The organism is Streptosporangium sp. NBC_01810, from assembly GCF_035917355.1.
GTDB lineage: Bacteria > Actinomycetota > Actinomycetes > Streptosporangiales > Streptosporangiaceae > Streptosporangium.
This window is the reverse complement of record NZ_CP109070.1, coordinates 4312496-4331521: the sequence shown is the minus strand read 5'-3', so window position 1 is coordinate 4331521 and position 19026 is coordinate 4312496. Positions and strand designations below refer to the sequence as shown.

Annotated in this window: 22 protein-coding genes; 9 read left to right on the top strand and 13 right to left on the bottom strand. The window is 69.9% G+C overall.

Features of this window, described 5'->3' with window-relative positions; all coding sequences use genetic code 11:
- Positions 1-128 precede the first annotated feature (128 nt).
- Both OIE13_RS18735 and OIE13_RS18730 read right to left on the bottom strand, forming a co-directional pair.
- Entirely contained in the window at positions 129-320 is a 192-nt protein-coding gene (locus OIE13_RS18735) for a hypothetical protein (protein WP_326638022.1), read from the bottom strand.
- Positions 321-668: 348 nt separating this feature from the next.
- Complete coding sequence (locus tag OIE13_RS18730) at positions 669-1010, bottom strand: hypothetical protein (protein ID WP_326638024.1); 342 nt, start codon at positions 1008-1010, stop codon at positions 669-671.
- A gap of 225 nt (positions 1011-1235) precedes the next feature.
- On the opposite strand from OIE13_RS18730, the gene OIE13_RS18725 reads away from it, so the two are divergent.
- Together OIE13_RS18725 and OIE13_RS18720 are read left to right on the top strand one after the other, a co-directional pair.
- A complete protein-coding gene (locus OIE13_RS18725; RefSeq protein WP_326638026.1) occupies positions 1236-2108 on the top strand; it encodes a helix-turn-helix domain-containing protein in 873 nt (290 codons plus the stop codon).
- Positions 2105-2335: a DUF397 domain-containing protein gene (locus tag OIE13_RS18720; RefSeq protein ID WP_442811544.1), complete on the top strand. Its 231-nt coding sequence runs from the start codon at positions 2105-2107 to the stop codon at positions 2333-2335. The genes OIE13_RS18725 and OIE13_RS18720 overlap by 4 nt, the downstream gene beginning before the upstream one ends.
- Positions 2336-2536: 201 nt before the next feature.
- Here the strand turns inward: OIE13_RS18720 and OIE13_RS18715 are convergent, their stop codons facing one another.
- Together OIE13_RS18715 and OIE13_RS18710 are read right to left on the bottom strand one after the other, a co-directional pair.
- Positions 2537-2782 (bottom strand): vitamin K epoxide reductase family protein, encoded by a 246-nt coding sequence (locus tag OIE13_RS18715; protein ID WP_442816071.1) that lies wholly within the window; start codon positions 2780-2782, stop codon positions 2537-2539.
- 123 nt (positions 2783-2905) lie between these two features.
- Positions 2906-3178 carry a DsbA family protein gene (locus OIE13_RS18710; RefSeq protein ID WP_326638028.1) on the bottom strand — a complete coding sequence of 91 codons (273 nt, stop codon included), beginning with the start codon at positions 3176-3178 and terminating at the stop codon, positions 2906-2908.
- A 33-nt stretch (positions 3179-3211) separates the two neighbouring features.
- Here OIE13_RS18710 and OIE13_RS18705 point away from each other — a divergent pair, with 33 nt between their 5' ends.
- The 3 genes from OIE13_RS18705 (at position 3212) to OIE13_RS18695 (ending at position 4562) form a co-directional block, all read left to right on the top strand.
- Positions 3212-3376, top strand: a complete 165-nt coding sequence (locus tag OIE13_RS18705; protein WP_326638030.1) for a hypothetical protein — start codon at positions 3212-3214, stop codon at positions 3374-3376.
- Positions 3376-4275 carry a cation diffusion facilitator family transporter gene (locus OIE13_RS18700; protein ID WP_326638032.1) on the top strand — a complete coding sequence of 300 codons (900 nt, stop codon included), beginning with the start codon at positions 3376-3378 and terminating at the stop codon, positions 4273-4275. Before OIE13_RS18705 ends, OIE13_RS18700 begins: the two co-directional genes overlap by 1 nt.
- Positions 4276-4376: 101 nt before the next feature.
- Positions 4377-4562 (top strand): hypothetical protein, encoded by a 186-nt coding sequence (locus OIE13_RS18695; RefSeq protein ID WP_326638034.1) that lies wholly within the window; start codon positions 4377-4379, stop codon positions 4560-4562.
- A 551-nt stretch (positions 4563-5113) separates the two neighbouring features.
- Here OIE13_RS18695 and glnA read toward each other — a convergent pair.
- Entirely contained in the window at positions 5114-6538 is a 1425-nt protein-coding gene (glnA, locus tag OIE13_RS18690; RefSeq protein WP_326638035.1) for a type I glutamate--ammonia ligase, read from the bottom strand.
- A gap of 444 nt (positions 6539-6982) precedes the next feature.
- On the opposite strand from glnA, the gene OIE13_RS18685 reads away from it, so the two are divergent.
- From OIE13_RS18685 to OIE13_RS18670, 4 genes are all read left to right on the top strand, one after another.
- Entirely contained in the window at positions 6983-7444 is a 462-nt protein-coding gene (locus tag OIE13_RS18685; RefSeq protein WP_326638037.1) for an RDD family protein, read from the top strand.
- A gap of 255 nt (positions 7445-7699) precedes the next feature.
- On the top strand, positions 7700-8737 hold the full coding sequence (locus OIE13_RS18680; RefSeq protein WP_326638038.1) for an RNA polymerase subunit sigma-70: 1038 nt from the start codon (positions 7700-7702) through the stop codon (positions 8735-8737).
- Positions 8734-9036: a cupin domain-containing protein gene (locus OIE13_RS18675; protein ID WP_326638040.1), complete on the top strand. Its 303-nt coding sequence runs from the start codon at positions 8734-8736 to the stop codon at positions 9034-9036. The genes OIE13_RS18680 and OIE13_RS18675 overlap by 4 nt, the downstream gene beginning before the upstream one ends.
- Positions 9037-9162: 126 nt before the next feature.
- Positions 9163-10302: a serine hydrolase domain-containing protein gene (locus OIE13_RS18670; RefSeq protein ID WP_326828459.1), complete on the top strand. Its 1140-nt coding sequence runs from the start codon at positions 9163-9165 to the stop codon at positions 10300-10302.
- Between the two features lie 204 nt (positions 10303-10506).
- Here the strand turns inward: OIE13_RS18670 and OIE13_RS18665 are convergent, their stop codons facing one another.
- The 8 genes from OIE13_RS18665 to lpdA all read right to left on the bottom strand — a co-directional run bounded on the left by OIE13_RS18665 (position 10507) and on the right by lpdA (position 18935).
- The gene (locus tag OIE13_RS18665; protein WP_326828458.1) at positions 10507-11301 is read right to left on the bottom strand and encodes a class I SAM-dependent methyltransferase; all 795 of its coding nucleotides are present in this window, start codon (positions 11299-11301) and stop codon (positions 10507-10509) included.
- Positions 11301-11981, bottom strand: a complete 681-nt coding sequence (locus tag OIE13_RS18660; protein ID WP_326638046.1) for a DUF4191 domain-containing protein — start codon at positions 11979-11981, stop codon at positions 11301-11303. Before OIE13_RS18660 ends, OIE13_RS18665 begins: the two co-directional genes overlap by 1 nt.
- Before the next feature lie 367 nt (positions 11982-12348).
- Complete coding sequence (lipA, locus tag OIE13_RS18655) at positions 12349-13278, bottom strand: lipoyl synthase (RefSeq protein WP_326828457.1); 930 nt, start codon at positions 13276-13278, stop codon at positions 12349-12351.
- Positions 13279-13404: 126 nt separating this feature from the next.
- A complete protein-coding gene (gene lipB / locus OIE13_RS18650) occupies positions 13405-14082 on the bottom strand; it encodes a lipoyl(octanoyl) transferase LipB (protein WP_326638050.1) in 678 nt (225 codons plus the stop codon).
- A gap of 28 nt (positions 14083-14110) precedes the next feature.
- Positions 14111-14848: a peptidase E gene (locus tag OIE13_RS18645; RefSeq protein WP_326638052.1), complete on the bottom strand. Its 738-nt coding sequence runs from the start codon at positions 14846-14848 to the stop codon at positions 14111-14113.
- A 40-nt stretch (positions 14849-14888) separates the two neighbouring features.
- Positions 14889-15785, bottom strand: coding sequence for a TIGR01777 family oxidoreductase (locus OIE13_RS18640; protein ID WP_326638054.1), 897 nt, complete (start codon positions 15783-15785; stop codon positions 14889-14891).
- Between the two features lie 246 nt (positions 15786-16031).
- Positions 16032-17519, bottom strand: a complete 1488-nt coding sequence (sucB, locus tag OIE13_RS18635; protein WP_326828456.1) for a 2-oxoglutarate dehydrogenase, E2 component, dihydrolipoamide succinyltransferase — start codon at positions 17517-17519, stop codon at positions 16032-16034.
- A gap of 36 nt (positions 17520-17555) precedes the next feature.
- A complete protein-coding gene (gene lpdA, locus OIE13_RS18630) occupies positions 17556-18935 on the bottom strand; it encodes a dihydrolipoyl dehydrogenase (RefSeq protein WP_326638058.1) in 1380 nt (459 codons plus the stop codon).
- Positions 18936-19026: the final 91 nt, after the last annotated feature.

Sequence of the window (19026 nt, the reverse complement as noted above, 5' to 3'; positions counted from 1 at the left end):
TCGCCGGGCGCCCCCTCGCCTTGATGAGCTTTTGCGAGCAGGTGGGGAGGGTCGGCATGCCGCGACCCGCGTGCCGGGCATGCGGGTCGCGATGAGGCGGGCGACACTGCCCGCCGCCTCCGTGGTGATCAGTTGCCGTCCCCGTCGTCGTCCGCACCGCCGTCGTCGTCCCCACCGGGTCCGGTCGTGTTGACCACATCCGGGCTGTCGTCCCTGTCGTCGTCACCGTCACCGTCGCCTCCGCAACCGCCGACCAGGCCGACGAGCGCCGCCAGCGCCGCCGCGGCCAGCGCCGCCTTCCGCGTGGTCTGAGCAAGCATGCACAACCTCCAGGTAGTGATCTCCGACCGGACCCGTTGCCGCCCGGCCCCACCCCCTCTGTCCCATTCGTCGGCGATCTAACGGCAGGAGGGGTGCCGTCCTTGATCGTGAGGACTGTGGAACGCGCGGCCTCGTTACCGGCGCTCAATAGGTGATGTCGACTTGGGGGCTGTTCGCGCAGCACGACATCGCTCGTTCGAGTTCAGTGGCGGTGTCTCGTGCCGGTCATGGCCGGTGTCGTGTGATCGCGTAGGACGGCGTTGCCGCACGCAGCCGTTGTGCATCACCTTCGTGCACGCGACCGCGATGCCCCGGGGGCGCGGTCCGGGGCACCTTTCCCTGACCGGTCAGACGGCGCTCTCGCCGAGCCAGACAAGGTCGGAGCCCAGCCGATGCGCGGCCCGGTGGGCGTTCGTCCACCGGCCGAACCCGTACCCGTTCCTGCTGACGGTCGCCGCCGTCCCATCCGGCAGCGCCAGCCCGTACGCCACCACTTCCGGCGAACTCGCCCTGCCCCTCTCGTCGTCCTCGTCGAGCTCCTGGACCAGGGCGAACATGCGCGGGAGATCACCGGTCGGCATGCGCGCACTCGCGTACGCACTCTCCGGGCCCGTGCTCCGCGGGCAACGCTCGTCGAAGTCCGGGTCATGGCGGACGGATGGCTGGTCGGAACCAGCGTGATGCTCCATGTCGTGCTCCCTTCCGGTGCTGAACCTGAGTGGAGATTTGCTGGACGGCTCCGCTTCGATTTCTCTGCGTCTTCAAGTAAACGCATAGCGTGACCATCGATGCCTCGGTAGCGTGACATTGAATTTACGAGTGCGCAAGCTTGCTTGAAGAGCTTGTTGGACTTGTCCCGATTCATCCCTTATCGAATCAGCGACACGGACGTCGCGAGCTCGAAGGAGACGGCGATGGGCGCAAAACGAGGACCGACACTGCGGGCGCAGTGGCTCGGCAAACGCCTCAAGGAGTTCCGTGAGTCGGCCAAGCTGACGCTCAGGCAGGCCGGTGACTACCTGCAGCGTGACGCCGCGACCATCAGCCGACTGGAGGCCGGCATCATCCCGGCGAGGGTGTCCGACGTACTGGCTCTCCTTAACCTGTACGACGTTGGCGACCAGAAGATCCGCGACGGGCTGGAGCGGCTCAGCCGCGACATCTGGCGAAAGGGTTGGTGGGACGGCTATGCCACCGACTCCCTCGGTGGGATGTTCGACCACGTCTGGCTCGAAACCCGCACGGAGGGGATCCGCTCCTATGAGGCGATGGTCATCCCGGGCCTCTTTCAGACCCGGGACTACGCCCTGGCGGTCATCGCGGCAGGCGACGCGGATGCTCCGGGTGAGCAGATCGAGCGCTGGGTGGAGTTCCGGATGGCCCGGCAGCGCGTGCTCGACGCCGAGTCGGCTCCGAGCATAGAGATCGTTCTCGACGAGGCCGTGCTACACCGCATGATCGGCGGCCCGAAGGTGATGCGCGCCCAACTGGAACACCTGGCCAAGTCCATGTCGAGGCCGAACGTGACCGTCCGGGTCCTGCCATTCGCCACCGGGGCGCACGCCAGCCCGGAGGGTGCTTTCACGATCTTCGATATGCCGGAGCCTTACTCCGACGCGAGCTATGTGGAGACCAGAGGGGGTGCCGTCTACACCGAAGCGGAGGGTGCCGAGATCTTCGCACGAGCGTACGATTCCCTACGTAGCGCCGCGCTCACCCCGGATGAGTCCGCGACCGTCATCCGGACCGCGATCGGTCGTGCCAAACGAGCGAGAGGGAGCACATGATGATCAGCCCCGAGGAGCTGGCGGGCGTCGCCTGGCACATCAGCACCAGGAGCGCCAACGGTGGCGGGCAGTGCGTCGAGGCCGGTCCGCTGGCCGATGGCAGTGGGCGCGTCGCCGTACGGCACAGCCTCCGCCCCGACGCCGAGGTGATCGTCTACACCCGCGCCGAGTGGCAGGCATTCGTCGGCGGCGTCAAGAACGGCGAATTCGACTTCTCCGCCAGGTAAACCGGCACTTCGGCCTCCTGATCCGCAGGGCGTTCGCGACCACGCACCTGCCTACGGAATCCGACGACGTGTTCCCGGAGCCGGACGCCAAGCTCTGCTGCGACATAGAGGGTTTGGCACGCTATTCCGCGGAAGCGCTCGACAAGTGGTGTGGCAGGCCGTACGTGGACCTGGCGGAGAGCGCCGTCGCGGCATACGAGGTCAGTCGCGCGGCACCGCCCCGGCCAGCAGGCCGGCGCCGGTGGTGGTGACGATGGCGAATCCGGCGATGCCCAGGAGCGGGTTGGGGAATCCGAACACCTCCGCCTGCGGCGTGATCATCACCGAACCGCACGAAAGGATCGGATTGATGCTGCACGTGGGCACGTAGGCCGGATCTTTCAGCAGGGCGATCTTCTCGACGGAGAGCGTGAACGCCGCGCTCAGGCCGAGCGCGCCACCGGCCAGTAGTAGCCAGGCCAGCAGCCGGGCAAACGGCTCCCCGGGCCGGCCATGCGCCCGGAGGCCTGGGGGGACCGGCGGGGAGCGTCCGCGGACGCCGGTCGGGCAGCGGCCGGTTCCCCGCCGGCCTCAGCTGGCGAGTGCCGCATCGACGACGGCGCGGGCAGCGCGTTCGGCGTTGAAGTGGCCGGGCAGCGGGAAGTAACGCACGACGAAGGTCACCTTGCCTGCGTACTGCTCGTGCAGGTCCTCCACCACCGGGAAGGCGGCCCGGCAGGCTTCGCACTCGAAGTCGAGGAACTCCAGCTGTCCGGGTCCCGACCCGGGCGTGGGGGTACGACGGGCCGCCCATGAGCGGGACCGCTCTTGACACGTCGGCAAAACCACCCCAACCTTGCTCATATGAACACATATTCATATGAGCAAATATTGGCAATGGACGGTTGTGCGGCCAAGGTCGTCGACGCCGACCGGGCCGTCGCGGTGTGCGAGCGGATGCCGTCCGCGCAAGACCTGACCGACACGGCTGACGTCTTCGGGCTGCTGTCCGACACCGAGCACACCGAGGTCCTGCACTCCGAACGGGATGGGGTTTTGTGATGGGCACCGGACATGGCCATGGGCATGCCGCAAGCCGCCACCGCTGGCGCCTGGCGCTCTCCTTCGCCCTGATCGGCGCCTACTTCCTCGTCGAGCTCGCCTACGGCCTGATCTCCGGCTCGCTGGCGCTGCTGTCCGACGCCGGGCACATGGCCGCCGACGTCGTCACCCTCGGCGCCGCGCTGGTCGCCACCAGGATCGCCACCCGCCCCGACACCACCGGCCGCCGCAGCTACGGCTCCTACCGGGCCGAGGTGTTCGCCTCCCTGCTGGCCGTCGTGCTGATGCTCGCAGTCGCCCTGTACGTGGTCGCCGAGGCGATCGGCCGCATCGGCGGGTCGGCCGAGGTCTCCTCCGGGCCGATGCTCGTCGTCGGCGCCATCGGCCTGGTCGTCAACCTCGTCGCCCTGGTTCTGCTGCGGTCCGGCGCGAGCGAAAGCCTCAACGTCAAGGGCGCCTACCTGGAGGTCGTGGCCGACACCGCAGGCTCGGTCGGCGTCATCGTCGCCGGCTGGCTCATCGCCGCCACCGGCCAGACCTTCTGGGACACCGTCATCGCTCTGGCCATTGGCGTCTTCGTTGCCGTACGCGCCGTCATGCTCGGCCGCCAAGTCTTCGCAGTCCTCGGCCAGCACGTCCCCGAGGGCGTCGACGCCACCGCCGTCGCGACCGACCTGGCCGTCATCAAGGGCGTACGCGACGTCCACGACCTGCACCTATGGACGCTGACCTCCGGCATGAACGTCGCCACCGCCCACCTCGTCACCACAGACCAGAGCGACAACCACGCCGTCCTGGATCAGGCCCGCGACCTGCTCCGCCGGCGCCACGGCGTCGCCCACGCCACCCTCCAAGTCGAACCCGCCGCCCACAACGGCTGCGACGAACTCGGCTGGTGAGCCCTTTCCAGGGCAGGTGATCCGCACTGCGGGGAGTGCGGGGGCAGCCGAGCTCTCAGCTGTACGGCGGACCGCCACCGCGCCCGGCTATGGCCCGGTGGGTGAACGCTGTCCACGCGCTGCTCGGCGCGGCCGCGGTCACCGTGGCGGCCGGGCTTGACCTGGCCGCCAAAGCCGTCGCCAAAGCCGCCGCCGAAGCGCGCTTGCCGGGTGCCGGCGTCGACCTCGGCCTGACCCAGCCCATGCCGGTGCCCAAGGACCTGGCCGCGCTGCTGGCGACCGCCTGACAGGCGCCTGGTCTGGGGGGAATCTGACCGACAGGCCTCGTCCAGCGCGCCTGTCGGTGACGAGAGCGCACGCCTCCTCCGCCCGCGACCTTGGAATCAGCGCCGATGGCGGCGTCGCCCTGGGGGCCGACCCGGGCGGCGTCTCCCTGTGGGATCTCAGGAACCTGGCCGAGGTCGTCGCCGACCCGGAGGAGGCGGCTTGCCGCGGCTACACCGGCGTGGAGCTCAGCAAGGCGGACTGGGCACGCTACACGGGCGGCGCGGAGTGGTCGGACTACGAGGTGGAGGGGATGGACGTCCATTTTCGTCTGCTCCATCAACCTGGGCTCCACATGACGCTCTTGCCGGGAGCGTGCGGTAGCGGAGGGGCCTCGCCGGGTTCCCGGCCACGAGAGACCGGGTTCACGCACCTGCGCGCACTTCGTGCCGTCGGGGGAGGAGCGCATGCGAAAGGCCGTCGAGCGTGCCCTCCTGGGAGGGACGGCCGACGGCCTTTCGCGAGATGCCCGTGCGCTTCCGCCGGTCACCGGGGTTTGCGCGGGTCGGGAGGCTCAGACGTCGTAGTAGAGCTCGAACTCGTGCGGGTGCGGGCGCAGCCGGATCGGGTCGATCTCGTTCTCCCGCTTGTAGGAGATCCAGGTCTCGATCAGGTCCGGCGTGAACACGCCACCCTCCAGCAGGTACTCGTGGTCGGCCTCCAGGGCCGCGAGCACGTCCGTCAGCGAGCCGGGGACCTGCGGGATGTTACGGGCCTCCTCGGGGGGAAGCTCGTAGAGGTCCTTGTCGACCGGCTCGACCGGCTCGATCTTGTTGCGGATGCCGTCGATGCCGGCCATGAGCTGGGCGGCGAAGGCGAAGTACGGGTTGCACGACGGGTCCGGGACGCGGAACTCGATGCGCTTGGCCTTCGGGTTGGAGCCCGTGATCGGGATGCGGATGCACGCCGAGCGGTTGCGCTGGGAGTAGACCAGGTTGACCGGGGCCTCGTAGCCGGGCACCAGGCGGTGGTAGGAGTTGACCGTCGGGTTGGTGAAGGCCAGCAGCGACGGGGCGTGCTTGAGCAGGCCGCCGATGTAGTAGCGGGCGGTGTCGGACAGGCCCGCGTAGCCGACCTCGTCGTAGAAGAGCGGCGCGCCGTCCTTCCAGAGCGACTGGTGGCAGTGCATGCCGGAGCCGTTGTCACCGAAGATCGGCTTGGGCATGAAGGTGACCGTGTGGCCGTACTCCAGGGCCGTGCTCTTGACGATGTACTTGTACAGCATCAGGGTGTCGGCGGCCTTGAGCAGCGTGTTGAACCGGAAGTCGATCTCCGCCTGGCCGGCCGTGCCCACCTCGTGGTGCTGCATCTCGACGTCGATGCCCGCGTCGATGAGGCGGCGCACCATCTCCGAGCGCAGGTCGGTGAAGTGGTCCATCGGCGGGACCGGGAAGTAGCCGCCCTTGAAGCGCGGCTTGTAACCGAGGTTGCCGCCGTCCTGGGCTTTGCCGCTGTTCCAGGCGCCCTCGATCGAGTCGATGTAGTAGTAACTCGCGTGCGCGTTGGTCTCGAACCGCACGTCGTCGAAGATGTAGAACTCGGCCTCGGGACCGAAGTAGACCGTGTCGGCGATGCCGGTGCCCTTGAGGTACTCCTCCGCCTTGCGGGCGACGTTGCGCGGGTCGCGGCTGTAGGCCTCGCCTGTCAGCGGGTCGTGCACGAAGAAGTTGATGTTGAGCGTCTTGTGCTGCCGGAACGGGTCGAGCACGGCCGTGGACGGGTCGGGCAGCAGCAGCATGTCCGACTCGTGGATGGCCTGGAAACCGCGGATCGACGAGCCGTCGAACATGAGACCGTCGGTGAAGACGCCGGCTCCGAAGTTCTCCGAAGGGAACGTGAAGTGGTGCGTCGTCCCCGGCAGGTCGGTGAACCTGACATCAACGAACTGCACCCCTTCGTCCTTGATGAACTTCAGGACGTCGTCGGCGGAGTTGAACACGCGAACCTCCCATGGGGCACGGGCTATCAGACCGAAAGTATGCCTGTGCCGTTACCGCCCCGTGTCTCGTTTGTTTCGCTCGTGTTAAGCGAAAGTCGCCCCCACGCTAGTTCTCGGGCCCCGGCTGGACGGGTATACCGAGCCTTCCTTTGCCCGGTTTTGCCGGATTTTCACGTGCCGGACTTCAGTGGCCTGCAGCCCTCCGGCGTCTCCTCCTCGAGCGAGTAGGGATCCACGGCGGGGCCGTCGGCCTTCACTTCCCGATCGGGAGTCGAGTCCGGATAGAACGGGTGGATGAAGCCGTCATCGACGTCGCACCGCGCCGGGGCGGTCCCCCCCGCCGTTCCACTTACCGACCCAGAAGCGCAGCCGGTCGCCGTCCCGCCTCGCCGGCCGGTCCGGGCGAGTACGGGGGCGGTACCCGGGGCGGATACCGTTGGGGCCATGAGCAGCAAGCAGCCGCGTTGGACCCAGACCTGGCTCGGTGGCGTCAGGTCGGCCGGAGTCGATCTCGGCTATCCGGGGGAGCGGCTCGGGCTGCCCGGAGAGGGCAGCGGCTCGGTGGCCGGATTCGGCCGCAGGCTCGGCGCCATCGTGGTCGACTGGCTGATCTGCACCTGGGCGATCACCCAGGGGCTTCTGCGGATCGACCCCGCTCATTCGGCCTGGGTCCCGATCCTGGTCCTGGCCGCCGAATACCTCCTGCTGGTGGGCACCATGGGGATGACCTTCGGGATGCGCCTGTTCGGCATCAGGGTCGCCGCGCTCGGCGGCGGCCGCCCCGGGTTCGTCTCCGTGCTGGTACGGACCGTCCTGCTCTGCCTGGCCCTGCCCGCTCTCATCTGGGACCGCGACCAGCGGGGCCTGCACGACCGCGCGGCGAACACCGTGGTCGTACGCCTCTGAGCCGCGTCCTCACGCCCGGTTTCGCGCTTGTACCCGAGTCTGGCCCTGTGTTCAGGTTTCACGCTCGCATCTGAGCTGTCCTCACGCCCGGTTTCGCGCTTGTACCCGAGGCCGGCTCTGTGTTCAGGCTTCACGCTCGTATTCGTGATCTCGCCCGCGCCAGGCTCCACGGGCGCCGATTCCTTTTCCTGTCGGCGGCCGTCATAACGGTGGGCGGCCGCGCTGGGCGGTCAGCCGTGAGGGAGGAACGACTTCGTGATCAAGGATGAGGCGGGTCCGGAGGAGAGCGCGGTCCTGGCCGCCGCGCTGGCGGGTGACGAGCCGGCGTTCGGCACGCTCGTCGAGAGGTACCGGCGGGAACTGCGGGTGCACTGCTACCGGATGCTCGGCTCCTTCGAGGAGTCGGAGGACCTGGTGCAGGAGACGTTCCTGCGCGCCTGGCGCAAGAGGGAGAGCTTCCAGGGGCGCTCGACCTTCAGGGCCTGGCTGTACCGGATCGCGACCAACGCCTGCCTGGACTTCCTGGACCGCCACCCGCGTCGCCCGCGCCCGCGCGAAGCGCCGGTGCTGGCCACTTCCGGTGTGTCCTCGCCGTCGCCGACCGAGGTCTTCTGGCTGAGCCCGTACCCGGACCGGCTCCTGGAGCCGCCCGCGCCCGCCGGCGCCGAGCCGGACGCCGAGGTGGTCGCCAAGGAGACGATCGAGCTGGCCTTCCTGGTCGCCATCCAGCATCTGCCTCCCCGGCAGCGGGTGGTGCTGATCCTGCGCGACGTGCTCGGCTGGTCGGCGCAGGAGGCCGCCGCGCTGCTGGAGGTGAGCGTCGCGGCGGTGAAGAGCGCTCTGCAGCGGGCCCGGTCGACGATGCGGGAGCACCTGCCCGCACAGCGTCTGGAGTGGGCGCCCTCCTCGGATCCGACCGGGGAGGAACTCGCGGCGCTGCGACGCTACATGGACGCCGTCGAGCAGGCGGATCCCGAGGTGCTGGCCGGGGTGCTGCGCGCGGACGCCTGGCAGACGATGCCGCCGGCCCCGATCTGGATCCTGGGTGGGGAGGCGATCGTCGAGTCGTGGCGCCCGGCCATGATCGGCCCCGAGGCGTGGGGTGACTGGCGCGTCCTGCCCACCCGCGCCAACCGGCAACCCGCCGCGGCGGCCTACCTCAGGCGCCCGGGCGAGTCCGAGTACCAGGGCTCGTGGCTCGGTGTCCTGCGGGTCGAGGACGGGCTGGTGACCCAGATCACCACCTTCGGCGCCGAGATCTTCCCGGCGTTCGGCCTCCCCTCGACGCTGTGACGGACACCGGCGAAGACCCGCCTCCCTCCTTCGCGGGGCGGTTCGGGCCGTCGTTCCAGGTACGGGCGGTCGTCGTCGAACCCGGCGGCTCGCTGGACCGGGCCGGAGCCGAATGGCGGGACGCGATCGTCCTGCTTGAGTGCGGACGGATCGAGCTCGTCTGCTCCGACGGTGATCGCCTGGCCTTCCGGTGCGGCGACGTGCTGTGGCTGGACGGGCTGCCGGTGCGAGCCCTGCGCAATCCGGGACGGGAACCCGCCGTCCTGCTCGCGATCTCCCGGAGGCCCGGGCGCCGCTGAGTCCCCGGCCCAGCGGGACGGGGGCCGGGCGGCACCGCACTTCCGAGAACCGGATCCCCGGAGCGATTCCTTTTGCGGTCTCCGGCCGTCGTAACGGTCACACACCGCATCACGGAAGGAATGATCATGAACGATATGCAGAAGCAGGTCCAGGAGGCGGTCGACAGGCTCGTGGAGTCCGGGACCGAGCGGGGCCTGCAGGTCGCCGTGTACCGGAACGGCGAACCGGTGGTCGACGTCGTCGCGGGCGTCGCCGACCCGGCCACCGGGCGTCCCGTCACGCCGGACACGCCGTTCTACAGCGCCTCGACCGGCAAGGGCGTCACCTCGACCGTGGTGCACGTGCTCGTGGAGCGGGGCGTCCTCGGCTACGACACGCCGATCGTCGAGCTGTGGCCGGAGTTCGGCGCCCACGGCAAGGAACGCGCGACGGTGCGGCACGCCCTGACCCACTCGGCGGGCGTGCCCGGAGTGCCCGCCGGGACCACGCCCGAGGACCTGTGCGACTGGGAGGGGATGTGCGCGGCGATCGCCGACGCCAAGCCCTGGTGGGAGCCCGGCACCAGGACCGGCTACCACCCCCACTCGTTCGGCTACATCATCGGGGAGATCGTCCGCCGGGCCACCGGCAGGCCGATCTCGCGGGTCCTGCGGGAGGAGGTCGCCGGGCCGCTCGGGGTGGCCGGCGAGCTGTTCCTCGGCGTTCCCGAATCCGAGCTGGGCAGGCTGGCCCGCCTGGAGGACGCGCCGAGCGATTTCGAGATGCCCGCGGAGATGTCCGCCGAGATGTTCGCCGACATACCGTTCTTCAAGGTGGTGGACGGCTACACGGCGGCGCCGATGGCGGCGATGCCGGATGCCGGTTTCGGCAACCGCGCCGACGTGCTGACCTCCGACATCCCGGCGGGCGGCACCATGTCCGCCCGCGCCGTGGCCCGCATGTACGCCGCCCTGCTGGGAGAGGTGGACGGTGTCAGGCTCGTCTCGCCGGAACGGCTGCGAGAGATCACCGAGGTTGCGGTCACCGGTGTGGACGAGGTCACCGGCACTCCGGTCACCAGATCCCTCGGGTACGCCATCGGGGCCACCGCGCTGCTCGACAGCCCCACCCTGTTCGGGATGGCGGGCAGCGGTGGTTCGGCCGCGTACGCCGACACGGCCACCGGGATCGCGATCGCCATGACCAAGAACATGTTCTACGGCGGAGACTTCGACACCTTCGACGAGATCGGGCGGATTGTCATGAACGCCGTTGCCGGCCGCTAGGCCCGCGTTCCGCAGGTGATCTGAACCGATCCGGAAAACGAGGCCGGGGTGCCGTTCGTGTCTCGGGGCAGGCGTCCGCCCCGAGACACGGCCTCCGCGCGGATCTCGCGCCGGCGGCCCGAGCGCGTCGAAGGCCTGAGCGTGCCGGTCGCCTGAGCGCGCGGGGCGCCCGAGCGCGCGGGTCGCCTGTCGGTGGACGCGTGCCTACCGGGTGCAGGTGAAGATCGCGGTGCCGGGCAGGTGGTGGCCGCGCAGCGGACTCCAACCGCCCCACTCGCGGTCGTGGCCCGGCGGCCACTCGGGCTCGGTCAGCTGCCGCAGCACCAGCCCGGAGGCGGTGATGAGGTGGACCCAGTCGGCCATCGTGCGGTGGTGCTCGACGTAGGACGGGCGCCCGTCCTCGCCGATCTCCACGTACGCGGACCGGTCGAAGTAGGAGCGGTCCGAGGTCAGCCCGCCAGGACCGGGGTCGTCGGGGAAGGCCCAGCGGATGGGGTGGCTCACCGAGAAGACCAGCCGGCCGCCGGGGCGCAGCACCCGGTGGACCTCGGCGAGGACGGCCCCGGCGTCGGCCACGAACGGCAGCGCGCCGAAGGCCGAGCAGGCCAGGTCGAACGCCCCGTCGGCGAAGGGCAGGATCTCGGCGTCCGCCTGGACCACGGGGAGCGCGGCGCTCGCGTCCAGGTCGATCCGGCGCGAATGCTGAAGCTGGCGGAAGGACAGGTCGAAGGCGGCCACCCTGGCGCCCTGGCCGGCCAGCCAGCGTCCGCACTGCCCGGCGCCGCAGCCGATCTCCAGCACGTCCTTGCCCGCGACATCGCCCAGCAGGTGGACGTCGGCCTCGTCCAATCCCTCGGGACACCAGACGAACCCGGAGTCGCGCAGGAACTCCCCGTGCTCGGCCTGGTAGTCGTCGGCGGCCCCGTCCCACCAGCCGCGGTTGGCCCGGGACGTGGCCGCGGAGTCCACCCGGTGGCGGCCCACCCCGGCGGAGCTCATCAGCGCATCTTCGGGCGGGGCATCTTCGCGCCGCGCGGCAGCGGGCCCTTGGGCATCGGCAGCGTCTGCGGCAGGGCCTTCAGCCGGTTGTTGATCTCGTACAGGGCGGGCTTCTTGAGGTTGCGGGGCAGCTTCATCAGGTGCCGCTGCAGTTTGGCCAGCGGGATCTGCCCCTCGCCGTCACCGGACTGGACGTCGTAGACGGGCACGTCCAGCGCGATCCGCTGGACGCGCTTCTTCTCGGCGACCAGCATCTTCTGCACGCGGCTGCCCGGCCCCTCGGAGACCAGGATGATGCCGGGGTAGCCGACCACGCGGTGCACGATGTCCTGGTCGCGGGTGACCGCGACGGCCGGGGTGACCTCCCAGTTGCCGCGCATGCCCTGCAGGATCGCGGCGGCGGCGCCGATCTGCCCGTGCAGCATGGAATACTGCGCCTTCTGGGCGAGCTGGCCGAACACCACAAGTCCGACGGTCAGGGCCAGCATGATCCCGATGAAAAGCAGATACCAGAACCAGCCCGTGACCAGGCCGATCACCACGCACAGCGCGAGCGTGCCCAGCGCCGAGGCGTAGACGATCGGCATCCCCTTGGGGTTGGCCTCCTTGATGATCTTCGCGATCATGCGGAGTTGCTTGATGCGCCCCGGGCGCTCTGAGTCTTCGGGCTTCTTGGCCATGTTCTGAAGGATACAAATCCATGGCTCAAGAAGTGAAAACGTGACCTGCCCGGTGCCGGTTCCGGCGCCGGGCCCGAAGGCCGCGGAGCGCCGGAAAGGCCGATACGACCGGGAGAAGTGCCCCTCGCCGACTATTTTACCGGGATTACACGGTCACGGTCGCGCTCAGGCGGCGGTCGGCGACGCTGCGGCCCGAGCTCTCCACCTCGGGGGCGATCGAGCCGCCTCGGGGGTGGTCGAGGCGACCACTATCGCCACATCGGCCGCCGAGGCGGCCTCCACTGGAGCGGCCATGCGAACCGGGCCGGTAAAACCGGAAGGACCCCGCTCGTCACGAGCGGGGTCCTTCCGGTTGGCGGGAGCCGGCTCAGGCGTGCTGACGGGCCTCGACCGCCTGCTTGTACAGGCGGCCCGCCCGGTAGGAGGAGCGCACCAGCGGCCCCGACAGGACCCCGGCGAAACCGATGGCCTCCGCCTCCTTGCCCAGCTCCACGAACTCCTCCGGCTTGACCCACCGGTCGACGGGGTGGTGGCGCGGGGTGGGCCGCAGGTACTGGGTCACGGTGAGCAGGTCGCACCCGGCCTCGTGCAGGTCGCGCATGGCCTGGACGATCTCCTCGCGCTCCTCGCCCATGCCGAGGATCAGGTTGGACTTGGTCACCAGGCCGGCCTGACGGGCCTTGGTGATCACTTCCAGGGAGCGCTCGTAGCGGAAGGCGGGCCGGATGCGCTTGAAGATCCGCGGCACGGTCTCGACGTTGTGCGCGAACACCTCGGGCCTGGCGGAGAAGACCTCCTCCAGCTGGGCCTGGTCGCCGTTGAAGTCGGGCACCAGCAACTCGACGCCGCAGCCGGGCAGCAGCGTGTGGATCTGCCGCGCGGTCTCGGCGTACAGCCACGCGCCGCCGTCGGGCAGGTCGTCGCGGGCGACACCGGTCACGGTCGCGTAGTTGAGGCCCATCTGCCGCACCGACTCGGCCACGCGGCGCGGCTCGTCGGTGTCGTACGCCTTGGGCTTGCCGGTGTCGATCTGGCAGAAGTCGCACCGCCGGGTGCACTGGTCGCCGCCGATGAGGAAGGTGGCCTCACGGTCCTCCCAGCACTCGGAGATGTTGGGGCATCCGGCCTCCTGGCAGACCGTGTGCAGCCCCTCGCGCTTGACCAGCGCCCGCAGCTCGGTGTGGTTCGGGCCCGTCCTGAACCTGGTCTTGATCCATTCGGGCTTCTTCTCGATGGGGGTCTCAGCGTTGCGGACCTCCAGGCGGAGGAGCTTCCGCCCTTCGGGTGCGACGGTCATGCGAGCTCCTTTGCCGGTCGCGGGACCGAGGTGTTGCACGTCGAGGTGTGGTAAAAGTCGTCACGCTCGCTCACGTCCCCAGCCTATGTCCCACCGCGAGCCGCGAGGTCCCGGGGTTCCCGGTGTTCAGCGCCGGAACAGGTCTTCCTCGGGCAGCTCGAAGGCCCGCGCGCCGAGCGCCTCCGCCAGATGCTTCTCGGCGTACGGCAGGACCTCGTCGACCACGATCCGCCGGCCGGTCTCGGCGGACAGCGAGGAGATCCCGGCATCGCTGATACCGCACGGGACGATCCGGTTGTACCAGCTCGGGTCGTTGGAGCAGTTGAGCGCGAATCCGTGCATCGTGACGCCGCCCGAGACCCGGATGCCGATGGCCCCGACCTTCCTGTCGGGCAGGCCGTGCGAGGGGTCTCCGGCCACCCAGACGCCGCCTCGCCCCTGAACTCGGCCCGCCTGCACCCCGAAGTCGGCGCAGACGGCCACCAGGGTCTCCTCCAGGAGCCGCACGTAGGCGTTCACGTCGAGCGTGCCGCCGAGCCTGACGATCGGGTAGCCGACCAGCTGGCCGGGACCGTGCCAGGTGATCCGGCCGCCCCGGTCGACCTCGACGACGGGGGTGCCGTCGGTGGGCCTCTCGTGCGGCGCGGTTCGTTTGCCCGCCGTGTAGACCGGCGCGTGCTCGAGCATCAGGCAGGTGTCGGGAATCTCCTCGGCCACACGGCGTGCGTGGATGCGCCGCTGAAGATCCCAGGCCTGCTCATAGGGGAAATCAACGCCAAGACGGACGATTGCCAGGTCACTCACGTCTCAAGAGTAGTTGACCCGTTCGTGGTCACGACGTGAGAAGCCGAGGCTCGATGCGGAACTCCTTGGCCCCACCTGCCCCGTCGTGCTCGACCTTGTAGGCGTAGGCGTCCGGGTGCACGCTGACGGCCTGGATGAACTCGGTGCCCACGTAGTGCAGCGCCACGCCCTCGTCGGCGGCGTAACCCTCCGGCAGCTCGCCCGAGGCCACCGCCTCGTGCAGCAGCGCGCGGCGCTGCGGGTCGGAGTCGTAGTGGACGCCGCACGAGTAGGGCAGCAGGCCCAGGCCCTCGGACCACACCCGCAGCGTCGGGCCGAAGGAGTCGGTGTTGCCGCCCACGTGCCAGCAGAGCGCCCCGGCGCTCTGGCCGCTCAGCACCACGCCGGCCCGCCACGCCTCCTCGAAGATCTCGTCCAGGCCGTGCAGCCGCCACAGGGCCGCCAGGTTGGCCACACTGCCGCCGCTGACGTAGATGACGTCCTGGCCGAGCACCCACTCGCGCGGATCCTCGATGTTGGGCATCGGGAACAGGGACAGGTGGCTGACCTCGACGTCCCACTCGCGGAAGGCGCCGTACATCTTCAACAGCCAGTCGGCGTCGTCACCGGTAGCGGTGGCGAGCAGGCCCAGCCGGGGCCGGTCCTGACCGGTGAGGTCAAGGGCGTACCGGAGCAGCGAGCTCGCCTCGATGGAGCCGTAACGTGCGGAAGCGCGGAACGAACCACCCCCGATCGCGAGGATGTGCGACTGCCCGGGCGTGCTCATATCGATCTCCCCAGTGCTGACAACGGCTGCAACAGGGACCCTAGAGTACGGCGGACAGTGCCTCGTCGAGACGGATATGCCGGAACGCGTAGCCGCTGTCGAGCAGGCGCCGCGGCAGCACCCGCTGGCCGGTCAGCGCACCCTCCTCGGCGAACCCCCCGATGGCCGTGCGCAGCACGAACCCCGGAACGGCCAGGGGCAGCGTGGGCCGGTGCAGGGCCGCTCCGAGCACCTTGGTGAACTCCGCGTTGGTGACCGGCTCGGGCGCCGTCAGGTTCACCGGCCCCGAGATCTCTGAATTTCTCAGTATGTGTTGTACGGCGAGAACCCAGTCGTCGATGGAGATCCACGACCAGTACTGCCGCCCGGACCCCAGCGGGGCGCCCAACCCCAACCTGAAGACGGGGAGCAGCCGGGACAGCATGCCGCCCTGCCCGCTCAGCACCAGTCCGGTACGGAGTCTCACCACCCGGATGCCCGCCTCCTCGGCGGGCGCCGTCTCCGCCTCCCACGGCACCACGACCTCCTGGGCGAGGAACCCGGCGCCCGCGGGCGCACTCTCGTCCACCGACGCCTCCCCGGTGTCGCCGTAGAAGCCGATCGCCGAGCCGGACAGCAGCGCCACGGGCTTCGCCGCCAGACCGGCCAGCGCGCCCACCAGGGTCCGAGTCCCCTCGACCCGGCTACGGACCACCTCGCGCTTGTAGTCGTCGCTCCAGCGCCGGTCGCCGATGCCCGCGCCGGCGAGGTGGATCACCGCCTCCGCGCCCTCCAGCGCCGCCGGGTCGACAACCCCCTTGGCCGGGTCCCAGAAGGACTCGTCGCCGTCTTTCGGCACCCGCCGCACCAGACGGACCACCCGGGCGCCGTCGTCCCGCAGGGCCTTGACCAGAGCCGATCCCAGCAGGCCCGAGGAACCGGTCACGATGATCGTCATATCGCCCAATGTAGTCGACCTCCCTTGAGGTCTTCGGAAACCGGAGGCCGACCGGATTCGCGCCGTGCCCCCGAGGTTCCCGCGCCGTGCCCCCGAGGTTCCCGGGAAGAGGTCCCCGGGAAAGCGCCCGTGTCCCTGCGATCGGCGCCTTCGGCGTACCGGGAGGACGAGGCGCGACACGCGGGCGAGAACGAGCAGGGCCGGCCCGCGGAGTCGCGGACCGGCCCGGTGGGAGAGAACGGGGGACTAGGCGTTGAGGCCCAGCTGGTTCTCGAAGCGGCCCTCCTCCAGGCGACGCTTGATCGTCGTCAGGAAGCGGGCGGCGTCGGCGCCGTCGACCAGGCGGTGGTCGTAGCTGAGCGCGAGGTAGACCATCGAGCGGACGGCGATGACCTCACCCTCGGCGGTGTCCAGGACGACCGGGCGCTTGACGACCGCGCCGGTGCCCAGCATGCCGACCTGCGGCTGGTTGAGGATCGGCGTGTCGAACAGCGCGCCCCGGCTGCCGGTGTTGGTCAGCGTGAACGTGCCGCCGCCGAGCTCGTCCGGGCTCACCTTGTTGGTGCGGGTGCGCTCGGCCAGATCGGCGATCTTACGGGCCAGCCCGGCGATGTTGAGGTCGCCCGCGTCCTTGATCACCGGGACGATCAGGCCGCGCTCGGTGTCCGTTGCGAAGGCCAGGTGCTCGGCGTCGAAGTAGGTGACCTCGTTGGTCTCGCTGTTGATCGTGGCGTTCAGCTTCGGGTGCTGCTTGAGCGCCTCGATCGTGGCGAGGGCGAAGAACGGCATGAACGAGAGCTTGACGCCCTCACGCCGCTGGAACTCTGCCTTCGCGCGGTTACGCAGCTGCGCGATCTTGGTGACGTCGACCTCGACCACGCTGGTGAGCTGGGCCGAGACCTGCAGCGACTCGACCATGCGCTTGGCGATGGTCTGGCGCAGCCGCGACATCTTCTCGGTGCGCCCGCGCAGCGTGGTGTCCACCGCGACCGGCGCGGGAGCCTGCGCGGGGGCGGCCGCCTGAGCCGGAGCCTGGGCGGCGGCCCGCGGGGCCGCCTGTGCCTGTGCCTGTGCCTGAGCTTGGGCCTGGGCCGCCGCGGCCCGCTCGCGCTGGTCGCGGGCCGCTTCCAGCACGTCCTGCTTGCGGATGCGCCCGCCGACGCCGGTGCCGCTCAGCGAGTCGAGGTCGACGCCGTGCTCGCCGGCGAGCTTGCGCACCAGCGGGGTGACGTAAGGGCTGTCACCGGAGAGCTGGGCGGCGGGCTCGGAGGCGGGTGCCGCCGCGATCGGGGCCGGCGGCGCGGCCTGGAGGGGCGGTGCCGGGGCCTGCGCGGGAACCGGCGCCGGCGCCGGAGCGGGAGCCTGCGCCGGGGCGGGAGCCTGCGGGGCGGGCTGCGGGATCGAGGAGACCGGCTGTGCCTGCTGCTGGGGGGCCGGCTCCGGCTCGGGCTCCGGCTGGGGGGCCGCCTCCTGCGCCGGGGCGGCGCCCTCGGTGCCGTTCTCGTCGATGACGGCGAGCTCAGCGCCGACCTCGACCGTCTCGTCCTCGGCCACCACGATCTTCGTGAGGATGCCCGCGGCCGGAGACGGGATCTCGGTGTCGACCTTGTCGGTGGAGACTTCGAGAAGCGGCTCGTCGGCCTCGACGCGCTCGCCCTCCTTCTTCAGCCAACGGGTGACGGTGCCCTCCGTGACGCTCTCACCGAGCTGGGGCATCTGTACGGACTTCGGCATTGGTGTCTTCTCTCGCGTTCCGAGTGAGGGCTTACGTTAGTTGTGGACGTGGAGCGGCTTGCCGGCCAGCGCCAGCATCGCCTCGCCGACGGCCTCGGACTGGGTCGGGTGGGCATGGATGAGCTGCGCGACCTCGGAGGGCAGGGCCTCCCAGTTGTAGATCAGCTGTCCCTCGGTCACGAGCTCGCCGACGCGACGGCCGACCATGTGCACGCCGAGCACCGGGCCGTCCTTCGCCGAGACGATCTTGACGGCGCCCTGCGTCTGCAGGATCTGGCTCTTGGGGTTGCCCGCGAGATCGTAGGTGAACTCGACGATCTCGTGACCGCGCTCCCTGGCCTGGGCGGAGGTGATGCCCACCGAGGCGACCTCGGGGTCGGAGTAGGTGATCCGCGGCACGCCGTCGTAGTCGATCGGCACGGGGTTCAGCCCCGCGATGTGCTCGGCCACCAGGATGCCCTCGGCGAAGCCCACGTGGGCGAGCTGCAGGGTCGGGATGAGGTCGCCGACCGCGTACACGCCGGGCACGCTGGTCTGGCAGAACTCGTTCACGGTGACGGTGCCGCGCTCGATGGCGACGCCCGCCTCCTCGAAGCCCATGCCCGCGGAGACCGCGCCGCGGCCGACCGCGACGAGCAGCAGCTCGGCGTCCAGGGTCTTGCCGTTGGCCAGGCTGACGACCACGCCGGTGTCGGTGGTCTTGACGCCCTCGAAGAAGACGCCCAGCTCCTGCTTGATGCCGCGGCGGCGGAAGGAGCGCTCAAGCAGCTTGGAACTGGACTCCTCCTCCAGCGGCAGCAGGTGCGGCAGGGCCTCGACGATCGTCACCTCGGCGCCGAAGGAGCGCCAGACGCTGGCGAACTCCACACCGATGACGCCGCCGCCCAGGACGACCACGGAGGTGGGCACCCGGTCGAGCTTGAGCGCGTGCTCGCTGGTGATGACACGCTCGCCGTCGATCTCCAGGCCGGGAAGGGACCTGGGCGCGGAGCCGGTCGCCAGCACGATGTTGCGGCCCTCGTAGATCCCGGAGCCCACGGACACCCGGTTCGGGCCCGCGAGACGGCCCTCACCCTCGATGATCGTGATGCCCTTGCTCTTGAGAAGGCCCTGCACGCCCTTCCAGGCGCGATTGACGATCTTGTCCTTGAACGCGTGGACCGCGGGCACGTCGATGCCCTCGAAACGGGCCTTGACGCCGTAGGTCGCGCTTTCCCGCGTCTCGTCGGCGACCTCCGCGGAGTGCAGAAGCGCCTTGGTGGGAATGCACCCCCGGTGCAGGCATGTGCCGCCGATCTTGTCCCTCTCGATCAGCGCGACCGTCTTGCCCAGCTCGGCTGCCCGCAGAGCGCAGGCATACCCACCGCTACCGCCACCCAGGACGACGATGTCGTAGGGGCCGCTGCCATCAGCCACAGGAAAGCTCCTTGTCGGATCGGAATACCGTGTTCACGGTCGCGCCCCTTCCGTGCCCTGGCCGGCCGTGCGGATCCTCGATCGCATCCAC

What these genes read in the sequence shown, in the direction of transcription:
- OIE13_RS18710 (WP_326638028.1), bottom strand. Translation starts at nt 3,178, where the DNA reads ATGAGCAAGGTTGGGGTGGTTTTGCCGACGTGTCAAGAGCGGTCCCGC.
- sucB (WP_326828456.1), bottom strand. Translation starts at nt 17,519, where the DNA reads ATGCCGAAGTCCGTACAGATGCCCCAGCTCGGTGAGAGCGTCACGGAG.
- OIE13_RS18735 (WP_326638022.1), bottom strand. Translation starts at nt 320, where the DNA reads ATGCTTGCTCAGACCACGCGGAAGGCGGCGCTGGCCGCGGCGGCGCTG.
- OIE13_RS18730 (WP_326638024.1), bottom strand. Translation starts at nt 1,010, where the DNA reads ATGGAGCATCACGCTGGTTCCGACCAGCCATCCGTCCGCCATGACCCG.
- OIE13_RS18705 (WP_326638030.1), top strand. Translation starts at nt 3,212, where the DNA reads ATGGACGGTTGTGCGGCCAAGGTCGTCGACGCCGACCGGGCCGTCGCG.
- OIE13_RS18645 (WP_326638052.1), bottom strand. Translation starts at nt 14,848, where the DNA reads ATGAGCACGCCCGGGCAGTCGCACATCCTCGCGATCGGGGGTGGTTCG.
- OIE13_RS18685 (WP_326638037.1), top strand. Translation starts at nt 6,983, where the DNA reads ATGAGCAGCAAGCAGCCGCGTTGGACCCAGACCTGGCTCGGTGGCGTC.
- OIE13_RS18670 (WP_326828459.1), top strand. Translation starts at nt 9,163, where the DNA reads ATGAACGATATGCAGAAGCAGGTCCAGGAGGCGGTCGACAGGCTCGTG.
- OIE13_RS18640 (WP_326638054.1), bottom strand. Translation starts at nt 15,785, where the DNA reads ATGACGATCATCGTGACCGGTTCCTCGGGCCTGCTGGGATCGGCTCTG.
- OIE13_RS18720 (WP_442811544.1), top strand. Translation starts at nt 2,105, where the DNA reads ATGATGATCAGCCCCGAGGAGCTGGCGGGCGTCGCCTGGCACATCAGC.
- OIE13_RS18725 (WP_326638026.1), top strand. Translation starts at nt 1,236, where the DNA reads ATGGGCGCAAAACGAGGACCGACACTGCGGGCGCAGTGGCTCGGCAAA.
- lipA (WP_326828457.1), bottom strand. Translation starts at nt 13,278, where the DNA reads ATGACCGTCGCACCCGAAGGGCGGAAGCTCCTCCGCCTGGAGGTCCGC.
- OIE13_RS18665 (WP_326828458.1), bottom strand. Translation starts at nt 11,301, where the DNA reads ATGAGCTCCGCCGGGGTGGGCCGCCACCGGGTGGACTCCGCGGCCACG.
- OIE13_RS18660 (WP_326638046.1), bottom strand. Translation starts at nt 11,981, where the DNA reads ATGGCCAAGAAGCCCGAAGACTCAGAGCGCCCGGGGCGCATCAAGCAA.
- OIE13_RS18700 (WP_326638032.1), top strand. Translation starts at nt 3,376, where the DNA reads ATGGGCACCGGACATGGCCATGGGCATGCCGCAAGCCGCCACCGCTGG.